General features: G+C 74.9%; 11 protein-coding genes, 2 tRNA genes and 1 pseudogene. 12 read left to right on the top strand and 2 right to left on the bottom strand.

What is annotated here, in order from left to right:
• Positions 1-14: 14 nt before the first annotated feature.
• A complete protein-coding gene (locus AB5J87_RS17310; protein ID WP_369377624.1) occupies positions 15-3,965 on the bottom strand; it encodes a PAS domain-containing protein in 3,951 nt (1,316 codons plus the stop codon).
• A gap of 303 nt (positions 3,966-4,268) precedes the next feature.
• Positions 4,269-4,712 (bottom strand): SSI family serine proteinase inhibitor, encoded by a 444-nt coding sequence (locus AB5J87_RS17305; RefSeq protein WP_369377623.1) that lies wholly within the window; start codon positions 4,710-4,712, stop codon positions 4,269-4,271.
• Between the two features lie 253 nt (positions 4,713-4,965).
• On the opposite strand from AB5J87_RS17305, the gene AB5J87_RS17300 reads away from it, so the two are divergent.
• The 12 genes and pseudogenes from AB5J87_RS17300 to AB5J87_RS17245 all read left to right on the top strand — a co-directional run bounded on the left by AB5J87_RS17300 (position 4,966) and on the right by AB5J87_RS17245 (position 16,645).
• Positions 4,966-5,059 (top strand) — tRNA-Ser (locus tag AB5J87_RS17300).
• Between the two features lie 305 nt (positions 5,060-5,364).
• Positions 5,365-5,437: transfer RNA gene (locus AB5J87_RS17295), tRNA-Arg, on the top strand.
• A 170-nt stretch (positions 5,438-5,607) separates the two neighbouring features.
• Positions 5,608-5,748, top strand: a pseudogene (locus AB5J87_RS17290) (XRE family transcriptional regulator); the annotation flags it as partial.
• Positions 5,749-5,750: 2 nt separating this feature from the next.
• A complete protein-coding gene (locus tag AB5J87_RS17285; RefSeq protein WP_369377622.1) occupies positions 5,751-6,221 on the top strand; it encodes an NUDIX domain-containing protein in 471 nt (156 codons plus the stop codon).
• Between the two features lie 94 nt (positions 6,222-6,315).
• The gene (locus AB5J87_RS17280; RefSeq protein ID WP_369377621.1) at positions 6,316-7,218 is read left to right on the top strand and encodes a DUF2797 domain-containing protein; all 903 of its coding nucleotides are present in this window, start codon (positions 6,316-6,318) and stop codon (positions 7,216-7,218) included.
• Between the two features lie 246 nt (positions 7,219-7,464).
• A complete protein-coding gene (locus AB5J87_RS17275) occupies positions 7,465-7,995 on the top strand; it encodes an antibiotic biosynthesis monooxygenase (protein WP_369377620.1) in 531 nt (176 codons plus the stop codon).
• On the top strand, positions 7,982-8,872 hold the full coding sequence (locus AB5J87_RS17270; RefSeq protein WP_369377619.1) for an amidohydrolase family protein: 891 nt from the start codon (positions 7,982-7,984) through the stop codon (positions 8,870-8,872). The genes AB5J87_RS17275 and AB5J87_RS17270 overlap by 14 nt, the downstream gene beginning before the upstream one ends.
• A gap of 93 nt (positions 8,873-8,965) precedes the next feature.
• Positions 8,966-9,703, top strand: coding sequence for a response regulator transcription factor (locus AB5J87_RS17265; RefSeq protein ID WP_369377618.1), 738 nt, complete (start codon positions 8,966-8,968; stop codon positions 9,701-9,703).
• Between the two features lie 113 nt (positions 9,704-9,816).
• Positions 9,817-11,448, top strand: coding sequence for an ATP-binding protein (locus AB5J87_RS17260; protein WP_369383564.1), 1,632 nt, complete (start codon positions 9,817-9,819; stop codon positions 11,446-11,448).
• 26 nt (positions 11,449-11,474) lie between these two features.
• On the top strand, positions 11,475-12,749 hold the full coding sequence (locus AB5J87_RS17255) for a glycosyltransferase (RefSeq protein ID WP_369377617.1): 1,275 nt from the start codon (positions 11,475-11,477) through the stop codon (positions 12,747-12,749).
• Entirely contained in the window at positions 12,746-14,914 is a 2,169-nt protein-coding gene (locus AB5J87_RS17250) for a glycosyltransferase family 39 protein (protein ID WP_369377616.1), read from the top strand. Before AB5J87_RS17255 ends, AB5J87_RS17250 begins: the two co-directional genes overlap by 4 nt.
• A gap of 204 nt (positions 14,915-15,118) precedes the next feature.
• Positions 15,119-16,645 carry an MFS transporter gene (locus tag AB5J87_RS17245; RefSeq protein ID WP_369377615.1) on the top strand — a complete coding sequence of 509 codons (1,527 nt, stop codon included), beginning with the start codon at positions 15,119-15,121 and terminating at the stop codon, positions 16,643-16,645.
• Positions 16,646-16,769 lie beyond the last annotated feature (124 nt).

The raw sequence follows: 16,769 nt of genomic DNA, 5'->3' as shown, positions 1-16,769 counted from the left end.
GCAACGAGGCCGGCCTAGTTGGTGCCGATCTTCGCGAGCAGATCGACGATTCGGCCCTGGACCTCGGTGCTGGTCGAGCGTTCGGCCAGGAACAGCACCGTCTCGCCCGCCGAGAGCTTGGGCAGTTCCGGCTGGTTGAGGCCCGCCGAGGTGTAGACGACGAGCGGGGTGTGGTTCAACTGCCCGTTCGCCCGCAGCCAGTCGACGATTCCGGCACGGCGGCGGCGCACCTGCATCAGGTCCATCACCACCAGGTTCGGCCGCATCTGGCCCGCCAGTGTGACCGCCTCGGTGTCCGTGGCGGCGCGCGCGACCTGCATCCCGCGCCGCTCCAGCGTGGCCGTCAGGGCGAGGGCGATCTCCTCGTGCTCCTCGATCAGCAGCACCCGGGGCGGGTGCTGCTCGCTGTCGCGGGGGGCGAGGGCCTTGAGGAGCACGGCGGGATCGGCGCCGTACGCGGCCTCGCGCGTCGCCTGGCCGAGCCCCGCCGTCACCAGCACCGGCACCTCGGCCGCGACGGCCGCCTGCCGCAGCGACTGGAGCGCGGTACGGGTGATGGGACCCGTCAGCGGGTCGACGAAGAGCGCGGCCGGGAACGCCGCGATCTGGGCGTCGACCTCCTCGCGGGAGTGGACCACCACGGGCCGGTAGCCGCGGTCGCTCAGCGCCTGCTGGGTGGAGACGTCCGGCGCCGGCCAGACGAGCAGCCGGCGCGGATTGTCCAGCGGCTCGGGCGGCAACTCGTCGTCGACGGGCTGCGGGTGCGGCCGGTTGGCGACCTCGACGGCGCCACCGGGCCCGTCCAGCGGCTCCGGCCCCTCGGCGCCCTCGTCGGGTGCTCCTATGGCGTACGCGCGCCCCTGGCCCTCCGAGGGGGGCGAGAGGAGCGAGGTGGGCGACGGGCCGGGCCGCTCGGCGTCGCCCGGTACGCCCGCGCGCTCGCCCTCGTGCGGCGTGCCCAGCTTGCGACGGCGGCCCGAGCCGCTCGGCTGCTGGGGGCCGTTGCCGGTCTGCGGGGAGAACGGCACGCCCTGGCCGAGCGTCCGCACGCTGATGGAGCGGCCCTGCGAGGCGTCGTCGGGCACGGGGGCCGACTCGGCCGGCAGCGGCTGACGGGTGGGCCGGGGCAGGGCGCCGGGAGCCGCCTCCGGCCCGCTCGCGGGCACGGCACCGCCGACGGCCCAGACGGGCGGCTGCTCGACGGGGTGCGGCTGCGGCGGGGTGTGGTCGTCCGCGGCCTCGTTGCGTACGGCGTCGTGGCGGGCGGGACCGGCCGGTGCGGCGGGACCGCCGGCGGGCGGGCGGTGGGCCGGGACGGCGCTCTGGCCGGGCCCGTCCCCCAAGGGGCGGTGTCCCGGGGCGCGGTCCGTCTCGGCCGGGCCCGCGGCGGGCCGGCGGTCGGCGTCGGCGGGCGGCAGGGCGAACGCCGTACGGACGGTTCCCTCGGCCTGCGCGCCCTCGCCCTCCGCCGGAGCGGCGGCGAGCGTACGGCGGGCGCGCCGCCCGCTCGGCTCGGCCTCCCCGCCCTCGGCGGCGGGTGCGGCGGGCGGGGTGGCCCCGGGGGTCGCGGGCAGGGCGCGGCGGGCCCGGCGGCCCGAGGGCGCGGCCGGGTCGGCCCCCGTGCCCTGGGGCGGAACGGTCTCGCTCAGCGCGGCCGGGCGGCCCGGTCCGGGCTGGCGCGCGGGTTCGGCGGCGGTGACGACCGCGCCTTCGGCGGCGGGTGCCGCGGGGGCCTCGGCCGGGCTGGGCCGCCCGCGCCGCCGCCCCGTGCCGGAGCCGCCGGTGTCCCCGGCCGGCCCGGCGCCCGGAGCGTCGCCCACGGCGCCGTCGGGCGCGGGTGCGCCGGGTGCGAACGGATGGCCGCCGGGGCCGCCCATGACGGCCTGGGGCGCGCCGCCGGGCCCGCTCGCGGGCACATCGCCGCTCGCACCGCCGGGGCGGCCGGGAGGAGCGCCCGGCGCGCCCGCGGCCGGTCCCGGCGCGCCGCCGGGCCCACCGGTCGCGGGAGCCGCGCCACCGGAGCCACCGGGGACCCCGGCGGGCCCGGTCGGCGAGCCGGGCACCGCGGCGCCCCGCGGACCGCCGGGACGCGCGGCCGGGCCCTGGCCGGGCGGGAGCTGGTGGGGGGCGCCGGGCGGGGTTCCCCGGCCCGTACCGGCGTCCGGCTGGGGGCCGCGGCCCGCCGGGGCGCCCTCGCCCGCCTGCTGGGCGGGGATGTGCTCCAGGGCGGCCGGGGACGCGGTGGCGCCGTCCTGCTCCTGGGCGCGGGCGCGGCGGCGGCCCGTGGGGGACTTCTCCTCCTCGACCGGGCTCTCCAGGAACGCGTCCGTGGAGGCCCGGCGGGCCCGGCGGCGACCGCTGCCCGTGGCCTCGGAGGAGGGCGCGCCGTGCACCTCCAGCTCGGCCGCCGCGGGCTCCGGCACCGAGCCCGCGCCCTCGCCCAGCGGCACTTCGAGCACGTACGCGCTGCCGCTCATGCCCGGCACCTCGACGGTCTGGAGCACCCCGCCGTGCGCGCCCACGATGCCCCGGACGATGGGCTCGTGGACCGGGTCTCCCCCGGCGAACGGCCCGCGCACCTCGATGCGGACGACCTCGCCGCGCACCGCCGCCGCGACGACGACCGTGGAGTCCATGTAGCCGCCCGCCGCCACCGGGGCGTTGCCGGTGGCGTCCACGCCCGCGACGTCGGCCACCAGGTGCGCCAGCGCCGTGGAGAGCCGGGCGGGGTCGATCTCGGCCTCGATCGGGGGCGCGTGGACGGCGAACTGGGCCCGGCCGGGGCCGATCAGCTCGACGGCGCCCTCGACGCCCGCCGCGACCACGGTGCCCACCAGCACCTTGGCCTTCTTCAGCTCCTCCGTGCCGGAGTCGAGCCGCTGATAGGCCAGGACGTTGTCGACGAGGGTGGTCATCCGGGCGTAACCGGCCGCCAGGTGGTGCAGGACCTGGTTGGCCTCCGGCCACAGCTGGCCCGCGTCGTCCGCCGCCAGCGCCGACAGCTCGCGCCGCAGCTCGTCCAGCGGGCCGCGCAGCGAGCCGCCGAGGACCGAGAGCAGCTGCTGGTGGCGGGCGGCGAGCGCGTCGTAGCGGGACGTCTCGCGGCCCAGCACCTCGCGGTGCTTCTTCGCCTGCTCCTCGTAGGGGCGGCGGTCGGTGAACGTCATCACCGCGCCGACCAGCAGGTCCCCGTCCCGTACGGGCGCGGTCGTCAGGTCCACGGGCACGCCGGTGCCGCTCTTCGTCCACAGCACCTGACCCCGTACGCGGTGCTTGCGGCCGGACTTCAGGGTGTCGGCGAGCGGGCTCTCCTCGTACGGGAAGGGCTCGCCGTCGGCGCGGGAGTGCAGCACCAGCGGGTGCAGCTCCTGGCCGCCGAGGTCGCTGGCGCGGTAGCCGAGGATCTGCGCGGCGGCCGGGTTCACCAGGACGACGCGGCCCTCGGTGTCGGTGCCGACCACGCCCTCCGCCGCCGCGCGCAGGATCATCTCGGTCTGCCGCTGCGAACGGGCCAGCTCGGCCTCGGTGTCGACGGTGCCGGAGAGGTCCCGTACGACGATCATGAGCAGCTCGTCGCCGGAGTAGTGCCCGGCGCCGCCGTACGAGGACGCGGACGGCGAGGCGTACGCGTCGCGCCCGTCCTCCAGGTTGGCGCTGGTGACCTCGACGGGGAACTCGCTGCCGTCGGTCCGCCGCGCCACCATCCGGGTCGGCCTGGTGCGGCCCTGCCCGTCCTCGGTGTCGGGGCGGCGCATGGAGCCCGGGATCAGCTTGGAGTCGAACGAGGGCAGCAGGTCCAGCACGCCCCGCCCCACCAGACCGGTGCCCGGAGACTCGAACATCTCCAGGGCGACGGTGTTCGCGTTGACGACCGTGCCGTTGCAGTTGACGAGCACGAGCCCGTCCGGAAGGGCGTCAAGTATGGCTGCGAGGCGAGCAGCGCCTCGGGATGGCCTGCTGCTCACGACGACGCTTCCTCCCTGAACCACTGCACCTTGCGGCCTGTCACTGGGAGGGAGTCTAAAGGCAGGGGATGTGCGAGCGGCGGCGGATGAGGGGGAGCTCTCACCAATGTTCTGTGACCACGGCGTATGCCGGGAGATTGAGCCGAACGGGTGAGGGGGTGGGGGCGGCGTCCCGGCCGGCGGGGCCGGGGCGGCGTGTCGCGGGCGCCCCGGCGGCGTACTCACCGCACCGCCGCCCGTACCGCGGGCCGGGCGGCGGTGCGCGGACGTTCACCGCACGGCATCGATACCTTCACCGCACGCTCACCGCGCGCCCGGCAGCAGCGGCACCATCGCGTTCCAGCGGCTGATCTCGCATCCGTTGCGCCGGTTGTACGTGGCGTCGACCGGGCGGCCGGCCCAGGTGCCGGTGACATGGGCGGTGGCGTCCCCGCCCGAGATCATCGTGCAGACCGCGTCCGGGGGGACCGGGGCGAACGGGTCCTTGCCCCAGGTGCTGACCTTGTCGAGGTGGTCGCACGCCTGAACGATCTGCGGATGGTCGCCGCCGGCCGGATGGCACTCCAGCTCGTACGTCCCGTCCGTCTCCGCGTTGTGCGTGACGGTGACCGTGAGGTGGTCGCCCTGGTGCCCCAGGAGCGGCAGCGGCGGCAGCGGCAGCGGGGTGGCCGCCAGGGCGGCGGGCGCCCCGGCGAGGGCGGCGGTGGCCGCGGTGGCGAGCGCGGTGACGACGAGTCGGCGCAGCATGCGTACTCCCGGGGAGGGGACGGTCCGGATTCCGCCGTGCCTAACGCGCGGCGGGCCGGGGCGTTGCGGCGCGGGGGTGAGGCGCGGGGGGAAGTGGGGGGCGGGGCGGGCCGTGGAGGAGTGCGGGAATTGCGCCGCCCTAACGCTTTGCTCTGGCGCCCGCCTGCCTAGTACCGTGGGGTGCGATTGGTGACGCGGAGCAAGGCTGTGTCATCATCTGCACGCACCACTCGCGCATGCGAGAGGGTGTGCTGGAGGCGTCGCCTAGTCCGGTCTATGGCGCCGCACTGCTAATGCGGTTTGGGTCTTAAAGCCCATCGAGGGTTCAAATCCCTCCGCCTCCGCCAGCTCGACCCGAAGCCCCGGCCCCACGGCCGGGGCTTCGGCCGTTCCCGGCCCGGTACGCGCGGCGAATCCCGCGCCCGCGCCCACGCGCCCGCCGAAGAGGCGATCATGCGGTGACCCCGGTCACATTTCCCCACTTAGAGGCACACCGCCCTGCCGGGGCCCACTTGCCCGCCCATGCCCACCCAAGAGCGTTTCCGCAGGTCAGAGGGGGTGCGGCCAATGGATTTCGCGTCACGGCGCAGGTCATGTAATGTTGTTCCCGCAACGCCGACCGGGAAGAAAAAAACCGGGAAGCAAGCAACAAGCACTCGTAGCTTAACGGATAGAGCATCTGACTACGGATCAGAAGGTTGCAGGTTCGAATCCTGCCGAGTGCACAGCAGGCCAGAGGCCCCGGAGAAATCCGGGGCCTCTGGCGTTTCCGCGTCGTACAGCAGCGAAGTGCAGCAACGGGGGCGTCGCGGGCGTCCCTGGGCGAGTAGGTGGGGCGGGTACGACTCGCGGTGCTCCCCGGCGGTCGCTCAGGCCGTGGTGGGTACCAACTGCGGCCTTGATGCACTACCGCCCCCTGATCGGGGTATCCGGCATCGAGGTGCGGACTCACGGCACGACGCTACAACTCCCTACTTACGCCGACAGCTTCAGCTCGGTGTGGGAGACAGCCAACCCGGTGCAGCAGGAAGGATGACCGTGGCGCGGACCGAGTACTACGACGATCCGGACGCACCCGAGCCGAACAGCCTGGTCGTCGCGGCTTCCGCCGTTGTGGGTGATGAGCGGGGGCGCATCCTGCTCCAGCGCCGGCGGGACAATCACCTGTGGGCGCTGCCCGGCGGAGGCATGGACCTCACGGATTCCCTGCCCGGAGCCGCTGTTCGCGAGGTCAAGGAAGAGACCGGCCTGGACGTGGAGATCACGGGTCTGGTCGGTACGTACACCGACCCGAAGCACATCATCGCCTACACGGACGGCGAGGTCCGGCGCCAGTTCAACGTCTGCTTCACCGCCCGGATCGTCGGTGGCCGGCTTGCGATCTCCGACGAGTCCACCGAGCTTCGGTTCGTCCTGCCGGAGGAGATCGACGATCTGCCCATGCACCACACGCAGCGACTCCGGATCCGGCATTTCCTGGAGCGCCGCGAGGGGCCGTATCTCGGATAGCGGGAAGCGCTCCCGACCGGCATGGGCGCGGCGAGTTCCGGAGGCTCCGTGCGCTGAGCCCCGCGTTGTCAGTGGTGGTCGCTACCGTCGGGGTATGGCTGGGGTTTGGCGTAGTGGTGGGTTGCGGTGGGGGGACGCGGGGGTTGAGTTCGGCTGGGTGGGGGGCGGTGGGGGGCTGCGGGGGAGTCCCGTTGTGGTGGGGGGTGACCTTGGGTTTCGGGTAGTGGGGGAGCGGGTCTGTGTGGGGGCTCGGGGGAATGCCTGTCCCGGGCGGGTCGAGGTGTCCCGGGGGAGTTCGCAGGCCCGGTGTGCGGAGTGCGCGCGGCTCGACCGGGTGCACTCCGTCGCCGCCGACCGGGTGCCCGACGACCCCCGGGTCTACCGGGTCTATCTGGCCTGGTTCGGGCCCGGACTCGTCAAGGTCGGGATCACCGCCGAGGAGCGCGGTGCGGTCCGGCTGCGGGAGCAGGGCGCCGTCGTGTTCAGCTGGCTGGGGCGCGGGCCGCTGATGGCCGCCCGGCGGTGCGAGGAGCTGCTGCGTGCCGCGCTCGGCGTGCCGGACCGGGTCTCGTACGAGCAGAAGCGGCTCGTCCGGGCCGCGCTGCCCGGCCCCGGCGAGCGGGGCGCCGAGGTGCGGGAGCTGCACGCCCGGGCCGTCGCGCTCGGGGGGTGGCCCGAGTCCCTGGAGGCCGCGCCCTGCCTGGTCGTCGACCACGGGGACCTGTTCGGGCTCGACGGGCTGCCGTCGCCGTACGGGGTGGTGCGGGAGCTGGTGCCCGACGGGGTCGTCGCCGGGCGCGTGCTGGCCGCCGCCGGGCCCGATCTGCACCTGGAGATGCGGATGGAGGGGGACCGCGCCTCCGGGGGCGGGCGCCCGGTCGTCCTGGACACCCGGCTCATGAGCGGGTGGGGGCTCGCCGCCGTCCCCGCGCCCCTCCCCACCAGCGTGCCCGTGCGGATCCTGCGCGCCCCCGACGTCCAGGATCAGCTCTTCTAGGTCGATTGCCGATTGCCGATTGCCGAATGCCGTTTGTTGGCGGTTGGCGGTTGGCGACCGAGTGCCTATTGCCGTTTGGCCGCGCCCGACAGTCAGCGACCAACGCCCGGCCGCCACCGCCGGCGCCTGCCTCGGGCGCTCCCCCCCTGCCGCCATGCCGTCCGCCATCCCTCCCCAGGTCAAGACTTGGATCCCTTTCGTAAGGAGCCTGGACACGTTCACCACTGACAGCGGAAGGTGTGAGCCATGAGCGATCATCTTGTGGGCGGCCTCGTCGCGGGGATCGAACCGCCCTACTACACCGTCGTGTTCACCTCCCTCCGCACCGACGTCGACCACGGTTACGGGGAGACGGCCGGGCGGATGGAGGAGCTGGTGCGGGAGGTGCCCGGGTTCCTCGGGTACGAGAGCGCCCGTACGCCGGGCGGGATCGGGATCACCGTCGGGTACTTCCGTGACGAGGAGGCGATCGTCGACTGGCGGTCGCGCCTTGAGCACCAGAGCGCCCAGCGGCAGGGGCGGGAGCGGTGGTACGAGAGCTACAGCGTCCATGTCGCCAAGGTCGAGCGGAGTTACAGCTTCCAGCGGCCGGCCGACCAGGGCACCCGTCACGGCGACCGCGACGCCGCCGAGAGCGGCCGGGGCACGACCGAAAGCAGCCCGAACCCCGCCGCCCCCAACTCCGCCTCCCCGGGTCCCGCCTCCCCGAACTCCGCCTCCCCGGACTCCGCCTCCCGCAACTCCATCTCCCCGGACCCCGTCGATGCCCACCGCTGACGACGCCGTCGCCGCGCGCGCCTTCGCCGGGCGGCTCGGGCTCCCCGGTCTCGTCGACGTGCACACGCACTTCATGCCCGACCGGGTGATGCGGAAGGTGTGGGCGTACTTCGACTCGGCCGGGCCGCTCACCGGGATGGCGTGGCCCATCGCGTACCGGGAGGAGGAGGCGCGGCGGGTCGAGCTGCTCGGGGAGTTCGGGGTGCTCGCCTTCACCTCGATGCTGTACCCGCACAAGGCGGGGATGGCGCAGTGGCTCAACGGATGGGCGCGCGACTTCGCCCGCCGCACCCCGGGCTGTCTGCACACCGCCACCTTCTTCCCGGAGCCGGGCGCGGGCGCGTACGTGGCGGACGCCCTCGGCGCGGGGGCCCGGGTGTTCAAGGCGCACGTCCAGGTGGGCGGTTACGACCCCAACGACCCGCTGCTCGACCCCGTGTGGGGGGCGCTCGCCGACGCGGGCGCGCCCGTCGTCGTGCACTGCGGCTCCGGGCCCGCCCCCGGCAAGCACACCGGGCCCGAGCCGGTCGCGCGGCTGCTGGCCCGGCACCCCCGGCTGCGGCTGATCGTGGCGCACCTGGGGATGCCGGAGTACCTCGACTTCCTGGCGCTGGCGGAGGCGTACGAGGGGGTCCTGCTCGACACGACGATGGCGTTCACCGACTTCAGCGAGCGGTTCGCGCCGTTCCCGGCCGCCGCGCTGCCCCGGCTCGCCGCGCTCGGGGACCGCGTGCTGCTCGGGTCGGACTTCCCGAACATCCCGTACGGCTATCCGCACCAGCTCGAAGCGCTGGAGCGGCTCGGCCTCGGGGACGACTGGCTCAGGGCGGTCTGCCACGACAATGCCGCCCGGCTGTTCGGCCTCCCCCTGGGCTGAACCCCGGGCCCGGCCCCAACCCCCTCCCCGTTTCTCAGCAAATTCACAGGATCGCGCAAGGACGTTCTCAGGGGGCGCTCACAGGGTGGTGGCATGACCATCACCTCCCCGCAGGGGCGTACCGAATTGCTGAGGCCGGACGGGACCGCCGTCCGGGTGCTCGTCGTGGACGACGAGGCGGCCCTCAGCGAGCTGCTGTCCATGGCGCTGCGCTACGAAGGGTGGGAGGTGCGCAGCGCCGGGGACGGGTCCGGTGCGGTGCGGGCCGCCCGGGAGTTCCGGCCCGACGCGGTGATCCTGGACGTCATGCTGCCGGACATGGACGGTCTCGCCGTCCTCGGGCGGCTGCGGCGCGAACTCCCGGACGTGCCGGTGCTGTTCCTCACCGCCAAGGACGCGGTCGAGGACCGGATCGCGGGTCTGACGGCGGGGGGCGACGACTACGTCACCAAGCCGTTCTCGCTGGAGGAGGTCGTGGCCCGGCTGCGCGGGCTGATCCGGCGCTCGGGCACCGCGACCGCGCGGAGCGAGTCGCTGCTGGTCGTCGGGGACCTCACCCTCGACGAGGACAGCCATGACGTGACCCGGGGCGGGGTCAACATCCACCTCACGGCGACCGAGTTCGAGCTGCTGCGGTTCCTGATGCGCAATCCGCGCCGGGTGCTCAGCAAGGCGCAGATCCTGGACCGGGTCTGGTCGTACGACTTCGGCGGCCAGGCCAACGTGGTGGAGCTCTACATCTCGTACCTGCGGCGGAAGATCGACGCGGGGCGCTCCCCGATGATCCACACCCGGCGTGGGGCGGGGTACCTCATCAAGCCCGGCGAGTGAGCCGGGTGCGTTCCCGGCGCCCGCGCACTCCGAGGCAGCCGCGCCCGCGCACTCCGGGGCAGCCGCGCCCGCGCGCCCCGAGGCCGCCGCGCCGGTGGACGCTGCGGACGCGGCTGGTGGTCTCCGCCGTCGCGCTGCTCGCCGTGGTCGCGGCCGTGATCGGCACGGTCACCGTCATCGGCATGCGCGCCAACCTCACCCAGCAGCTGGACGACTCGCTGCGGCCCGCCGTGGCGCACGCCGGGCGCGGCCCGCTGCCGTCCTCCCCCGGCGGCGGCCAGGTGTTCGTGGCCGGTCCCGGGCAGCCGATCGGTACGGTCGGGGCGCGCGCCGACCGTGCCGGACAGCTGGTCGACGGCGTGCGGAGCATCCGGGGCGAGCCGGGCGAGCCCCGCACCAACGTCACCGAGCTCACCGACGGACAGGTGCGGGCCCTCGCCTCGGTGCCCAGGGACGGGCGGGTGCACACGCTCTCCGTGCCGGGCCTGGGCTCCTACCGGGCGGCCTGGACGATGGACGGCTCGGCCGTGCTGGGCTTTCCGCTGAAGGACGTCGAGTCGGCCGTCGACAACCTGGTCGTCGTCATCGTGTGGGTGACCGCCGCCGGGCTGGTCGCGGCCGGGATCGCGGGCGCCGCCATCGTCGGGGTGGCCCTGCGTCCGCTGCGCCGGGTCGCCGCGACCGCCACCCGGGTCTCCGAACTGCCGCTGCACAGCGGCGAGGTGGCCCTGCACGAGCGCGTCCCGGACGCCGAGGCCGATCCCCGCACCGAGGTCGGGCAGGTCGGGGCGGCCCTCAACCGCATGCTCGGGCACGTCGGTTCGGCGCTGGCCGCGCGCCAGGAGAGCGAGACGCGGGTACGGCAGTTCGTCGCCGACGCCAGCCATGAGCTGCGCACCCCGCTGGCGTCCATCCGCGGGTACGCCGAGCTCACCCGGCGCGGTACGGAGGAGATCGGGCCCGCGACCCGGCACGCCCTGGGGCGGGTCGAGGCGGAGGCCGAGCGGATGACGGGTCTGGTGGAGGATCTGCTGCTGCTCGCCCGGCTGGACGCCGGACGCCCGCTCTCGTACGAGAGCACTGATCTCTCCATGCTGGTCGTGGACGCGCTGAGCGACGCCCGGGCCGCCGGCCAGGACCACCTCTGGCGCCTCGAACTGCCGCCCGGACCACCGGACGACGTACGAGACGTACGCGACGGCGAGCCGCGCGACGACGAGCCGGGCGGCCCCGCCGCCCCCGCACCGGCCGACGGCGCTCCCCCGCACGCCCCCGTCCCCGTCCCCGACAACGGCACCCCCGTGACCGTCCACGGCGACCCCTCCCGGCTCCACCAGGTCCTGCTCAACCTCCTCGGCAACGCCCGGACCCACACGCCCCCCGGCACCACCGTCACCGCGCGGGTGGCGCGGCGGGGGCCGTGGGCCGTGCTGGAGGTCGAGGACGACGGGCCCGGCATCCCGGCCGCGCTGCTCCCGCACGTCTTCGAGCGGTTCGCGCGCGGGGACGCCTCCCGCTCGCGGGCGCACGGTTCGACCGGGCTCGGGCTCGCCATCGTGCACGCGGTCGTCTCCGCGCACGGCGGCGGCGTCACGGTCCGCTCGGCGCCCGGACGTACCGTCTTCGAGGTCCAACTTCCGTACGGGGCAAGGCCCGGGGCGGGCGCACGGCCGCTCTCCGGCACCGTCGTGCGCCCGCTGCCGCCCCACTCACAGCCTGTGCACAGTCGCACCACACAAGTGTGACAGCGGCCCTCGCGAGGGTCGGTGGCATGCGAACCGACATCTCCGCGGGCACCCTGCCGGCACGGGAGCACCTGCCCGTCGGCGCGGCGGGCGGGCCCGTGCTCGACGTGGTGATCCCCGTCCACAACGAGGAGCGGGACCTGGAGCCGTGTGTGCGCCGGCTCCACGAGCACCTCGCCCGCACCTTCCCGTACGGCTTCCGGATCACGGTGGCCGACAACGCCTCCACCGACCGCACCCCCGAGGTGGCGGCGCGGCTCGCCCGCGGGGTCGAGGGCGTGCGCCACGTCCGGCTGGAGGAGAAGGGGCGCGGGCGGGCGTTGCGGGCCGTGTGGTCCGCCTCGGACGCGCCCGTCCTCGCCTACATGGACGTGGACCTCTCCACCGACCTCAACGCCCTGCTCCCGCTGGTGGCCCCGCTGATCTCGGGCCACTCCGACCTGGCGATCGGCTCCCGGCTCAGCCGGGCCTCGCGGGTGGTGCGCGGGCCGAAGCGGGAGTTCGTCTCGCGGGCGTACAACCTGATCCTCAAGTCGTCGCTGGCCGCGCGGTTCTCGGACGCGCAGTGCGGGTTCAAGGCGATCCGGCGGGAGGTGGCCGAGCGGCTGCTGCCGCTGGTCGAGGACACCGGCTGGTTCTTCGACACCGAGCTGCTGGTGCTGGCCGAGCGGGCCGGGCTGCGGATCCACGAGGTGCCGGTGGACTGGGTCGACGACCCGGACTCGACCGTCCACATCGTGCGGACGGCCGCCGACGACCTCAAGGGCGTGTGGCGCGTCGGGCGCGCCCTCGCCGTCGGCGCGCTCCCCCTGGACCGGCTCGCGCGCCCGTTCGGCGACGACCCGCGCGACCGGCGGCTCGCCGGGGTGCCGGGCGGTCTGGCCCGCCAGCTGGTCGGATTCTGCGTGGTCGGGGCCCTCTCCACCCTCTGCTACCTCGGCCTCTACTCCCTCTTCCGCACCGCCGCCGGACCCCAACTCGCCAACGCCGCCGCCCTGCTGGTCTCCGCCGTCGCCAACACCGCCGCCAACCGCCGGCTCACCTTCGGCGTACGGGGGCGGGAGCGCGCGGTGCGCCACCAGGCGCAGGGGCTGGCCGTCTTCGCGATCGGGCTCGCCCTGACCAGCGGTTCGCTCGGGGCGCTGGGCGCGGCGGGCGGCGACCCCGCGCACTCCACCGAGCTGGCGGTCCTGGTGGCCGCGAACCTGGCGGCGACGGTCCTGCGGTTCCTGCTCTTCCGCGCCTGGGTCTTCCCGGACCGCGCCCCCTCGCTCCCCCACCGGAAGGACGCCTCCCGATGACCACGACCTCCTGTCCGGCGGGCGCGTCCGAGGGGCTCGTGGCCGCCCGGTCCCGGGCCGCCGCGCACCGGCTGTGGCGCGGCCGTCCGGCCGACCCGGCCTGGGCGCGCCCCGCCCTCCTCGGCCTGCTCCTGCTCACGCTCCTCTCGTACGCCTGGAACCTGAGCGCCTCCGGATACGCCAACTCCTTCTACTCCGCGGCCGTCCAGGCGGGCAGCCAGAGCTGGAAGGCGATGTTCTTCGGCTCGCTGGACTCGGCGAACGCGATCACCGTCGACAAGCCCCCGGCCTCGCTGTGGCCGATGGCCCTGTCCGTACGGCTCTTCGGCCTCGGCTCCTGGCAGATCCTGCTGCCGCAGGTGCTGATGGGCGCCGGGACGGTGGCGGTGCTGTACGCGGCGGTGCGGCGCCGGTTCAGCGCGGCGGCGGGGCTGATCGCGGGCGCGGTGTTCGCGCTGACCCCGGTGGCGGCGCTGATGTTCCGGTTCAACAACCCGGACGCGCTGCTCGCCCTGCTGATGACGGTCACGGTGTACTGCGTGCTGCGGGCGCTGGCGGACGCGCGGACGAAGTGGCTGGTGTGGGCGGGGGTCGCGGTCGGGTTCGCGTTCCTGGCCAAGACGCTGCAGGCGTTCCTGATCCTGCCGCCGCTGGCCCTGCTGTACGCGGTGTGCGCGCCCACGGCCCTGCGCAGGCGGCTCGGCCAGCTGGCGCTGTCGGGGCTCGCGGTGCTGGTCTCCGGCGGCTGGTGGGTGGCGGTCGTGGAGCTGTGGCCGGCGTCCTCGCGCCCGTACATCGGCGGCTCGCAGAAGAACTCCTTCCTGGAGCTGACCTTCGGCTACAACGGCCTCGGCCGGATCAACGGCGACGAGACCGGCAGCGTGGGCGGCGGCGGCCGGGGGCCAGGCGGCGGGGGCGGTGCCTGGGGCGAGACCGGCCTCGGCCGGATGTTCGGCACCGATGTGGGCGGCCAGATCTCCTGGCTGCTGCCCGCGGCGCTGGTCCTGCTGGCGGCCGGTCTCGCGGTCACCTGGCGGGGCGGGCGCACCGACACGGCCCGGGCCGCGTTCCTGGCCTGGGGCGGGGCGCTGCTGATGACGGCGGGGATCTTCAGCTTCATGGCGGGGATCTTCCACCAGTACTACACGGTCGCCCTGGCCCCCTACATCGCGGCGCTGATCGGCATGGGCGCGACCGTGCTGTGGGAGGAGCGGAACCGGCTCGCGGCGGCGGTGGCGCTCGGGGCCGCGGTCGCGGTGACCGCCTGGTGGTCCTATGTGCTGCTCGGCCGCACGCCCGGCTATCTGCCGTGGCTGCGGTGGGCGGTGCTGGCCGGGGGGCTGGCGGCGGCCTTGGTGCTGGTGCTCGCGGGGCGGCTGGACCGCAGGCTGGCGCGGGGGACGGCGGCGGTGGCGCTGGCGGCGTCGCTGGCGGGCCCGTTCGCGTACACGGTGAGCACGCTGCGGACCGGCCACTCCGGCTCGATCGTCACGGCCGGTCCGGCGGGCGCGGCCATGGGCGGCGGGCCGGGCGGGCGGATGCGGGGCGGACCGGGCGGGTTCGCCGCCCCGGGCGGCCAGAACGGCCAGAACGGGCGGATGCCGGCGCTGCCGGGCGGCAGCGCCGGACAGCCGGGCCAGGGCGCGGGCCAAACCCCCGGCCAGGGCGCCGGACCGAGCGGCGGTCAGGGCGCGCCCTGGGGCGGGGCGACTCCGCCCGGCGGGGCCGGGCAGGGCGGGAACGGCCGGGCCGGACAGTTCCCCGGCGGCGAGCGCGGCGGCACGGGCGGCGGCATGGGCGGGCTGCTCAACGGCGCCCGGGTCGGCGCCGGGGCGAAGGCCCTGCTCAAGAAGGACGCGGGCCGGTACACCTGGGTCGCGGCGGCGGTCGGCTCGCAGAACGCGGCCAGTTACCAACTGGCCACCGGCAGGCCGGTGATGGCGATCGGCGGCTTCAACGGCAGCGATCCCTCGCCCACGCTCGCCCAGTTCAAGAAGTACGTGGCCGAGGGGAAGATCCACTACTTCCTCGCCGGGGGCGGCATGGGCGGCGGCCCCGGCGGGTCGGGCGGCGGCAGTGCCATCGCCGGCTGGGTGGCGGCCACCTTCACCGAGGTGAGCGCCGACGGGGCCACCTTCTACGACCTGACGGCCCCCGCCAAGTAGCCGCACGTCCCCGTCCCCCGAGGGCGGTGGCCCGGGAACGCCCCGGGCCACCGCCCTCACGCATGCCGCCGCGCGCCCGGCCTCCGGGGCGGCCCCGGGGAGCGCGCTCCACACCGCGGAGAATTCGCTTTACACCGTAGAACTGGCTCCTCTACGGTGTACGACACGTCCCCCATACGCTGTACAACTCCACAAGGAGCCCGCATGACGGCCACGGCCGCCGAGAACCCAGCCGCCCCCACCGGGCATCCGCAGCGCTGGCTGATCCTCGGAGTCATCTGCCTCGCCCAGCTCACCGTGCTGCTCGACAACACCGTCCTGAACGTCGCCATCCCCTCGCTCACCACCTCGGTGGGCGCGTCGACCGCCGACATCCAGTGGATGATCAACGCGTACTCGCTGGTCCAGTCCGGCCTGCTGCTCACCGCGGGCAGCGCCTCCGACCGCTACGGCCGCAAGAAGATGCTGGCCGCCGGTCTCGCCCTGTTCGGCATCGGCTCGCTGGCCGCCGGACTCTCGCAGAGCGCGGGCCAGTTGATCGCCGCGCGGGCCGGCATGGGCGTCGGCGGCGCGCTGCTGATGACCACCACCCTCGCCGTCGTCGTGCAGATATTCAGCGACGAGGAGCGGGTCAAGGCCATCGGCATCTGGGCCACGGTCAACTCCCTCGGCTTCGCGGCCGGACCGCTGATCGGCGGGCTCATGCTCGACCACTTCTGGTGGGGCTCGATCTTCCTCATCAACATCCCGGTCGCGGCCCTCGGCCTGGTGGCCGTGGTGGCCCTGGTCCCCGAGTCGAAGAACCCGCTGGGCGACCGGCCGGACCTGCTGGGCGCGCTGCTCTCCACGGTCGGCATGACCGGTGTGGTGTACGCGATCATCTCCGGCCCCGAGCACGGCTGGACCTCCGCGCACGTGCTGGTCCCGGCGGCGGTCGGGCTGGCCTTCCTGGCCGCGTTCGCCCGCTGGGAGCTGTCCATCGAGTACCCGATGCTGGACATGAACTTCTTCCGGAACAAGAAGTTCACGGGCGCGGTCGCGGGCTCGATCCTGGTCGCGTTCGGCATGGGCGGCTCGCTCTTCCTGCTCACCCAGCACCTCCAGTTCGTCCTCGGCTACGGGCCGCTGGAGGCGGGGCTGCGCACCGCGCCGCTGGCGCTGAGCGTGATCGCCCTGAACGTGGCGGGCGTCGGCGCGCGGCTGCTGCCCAAGCTCGGCACCCCGAAGACGATCGCGGTCGGCATGACGGCCAACGCCGCCGGTCTCGCGATGATCGCCCTGCTCGGCGGCGACCACTACAGCGGCATGCTGCTCGGCCTGGTCGTGATGGGCGCGGGCATCGCGGTCTCCATGCCCGCCATGGCCAACACGCTGATGAGCGCGATCCCGCCGGAGCGCGCGGGCGTCGGCGCGGGCGTCAACGGCACCCTGGCCGAGTTCGGCAACGGCCTCGGCGTGGCGGTCCTGGGCGCGGTCCTCAACTCCCGCTTCGCGGCGCTGATCCCGTCCGTGGTGGGCGCGGCCTCGCTGCCGGCCGCGCTGGCGGCGGCGGGCGACGACGCCGAACGCGGCCGGATCTCCGACGCGTTCGCCTCCGGCCTGGAGACGAGTCAGCTGGTCGGAGCGGTGGCGGTGCTCGCGGGCGGACTGCTCGCGGCGGCCCTGCTGGCCCGTGCGGAGCGCGGCGAGCAGGACCGGACCCCGCAGCCGCAGGCCGCACCCGCGGCATAGCATCAAGGAGGCGGACGGCAGCATTCCGCCGGTCCTCGCCGACCGGGGAGCGCTGCCGCGCCGCCGCTCCACCACCGCCGCAGGAAACGCCGTACGGCCGCCGTACGTATACGTAGCGAGAGCC

This window comes from Streptomyces sp. cg36 (genome assembly GCF_041080675.1).
In the GTDB taxonomy this organism is placed as follows: Bacteria; Actinomycetota; Actinomycetes; order Streptomycetales; family Streptomycetaceae; genus Streptomyces.
Note: the sequence above shows the minus strand (reverse complement) of the source record. Positions and strands in the feature narration are given on the sequence as shown.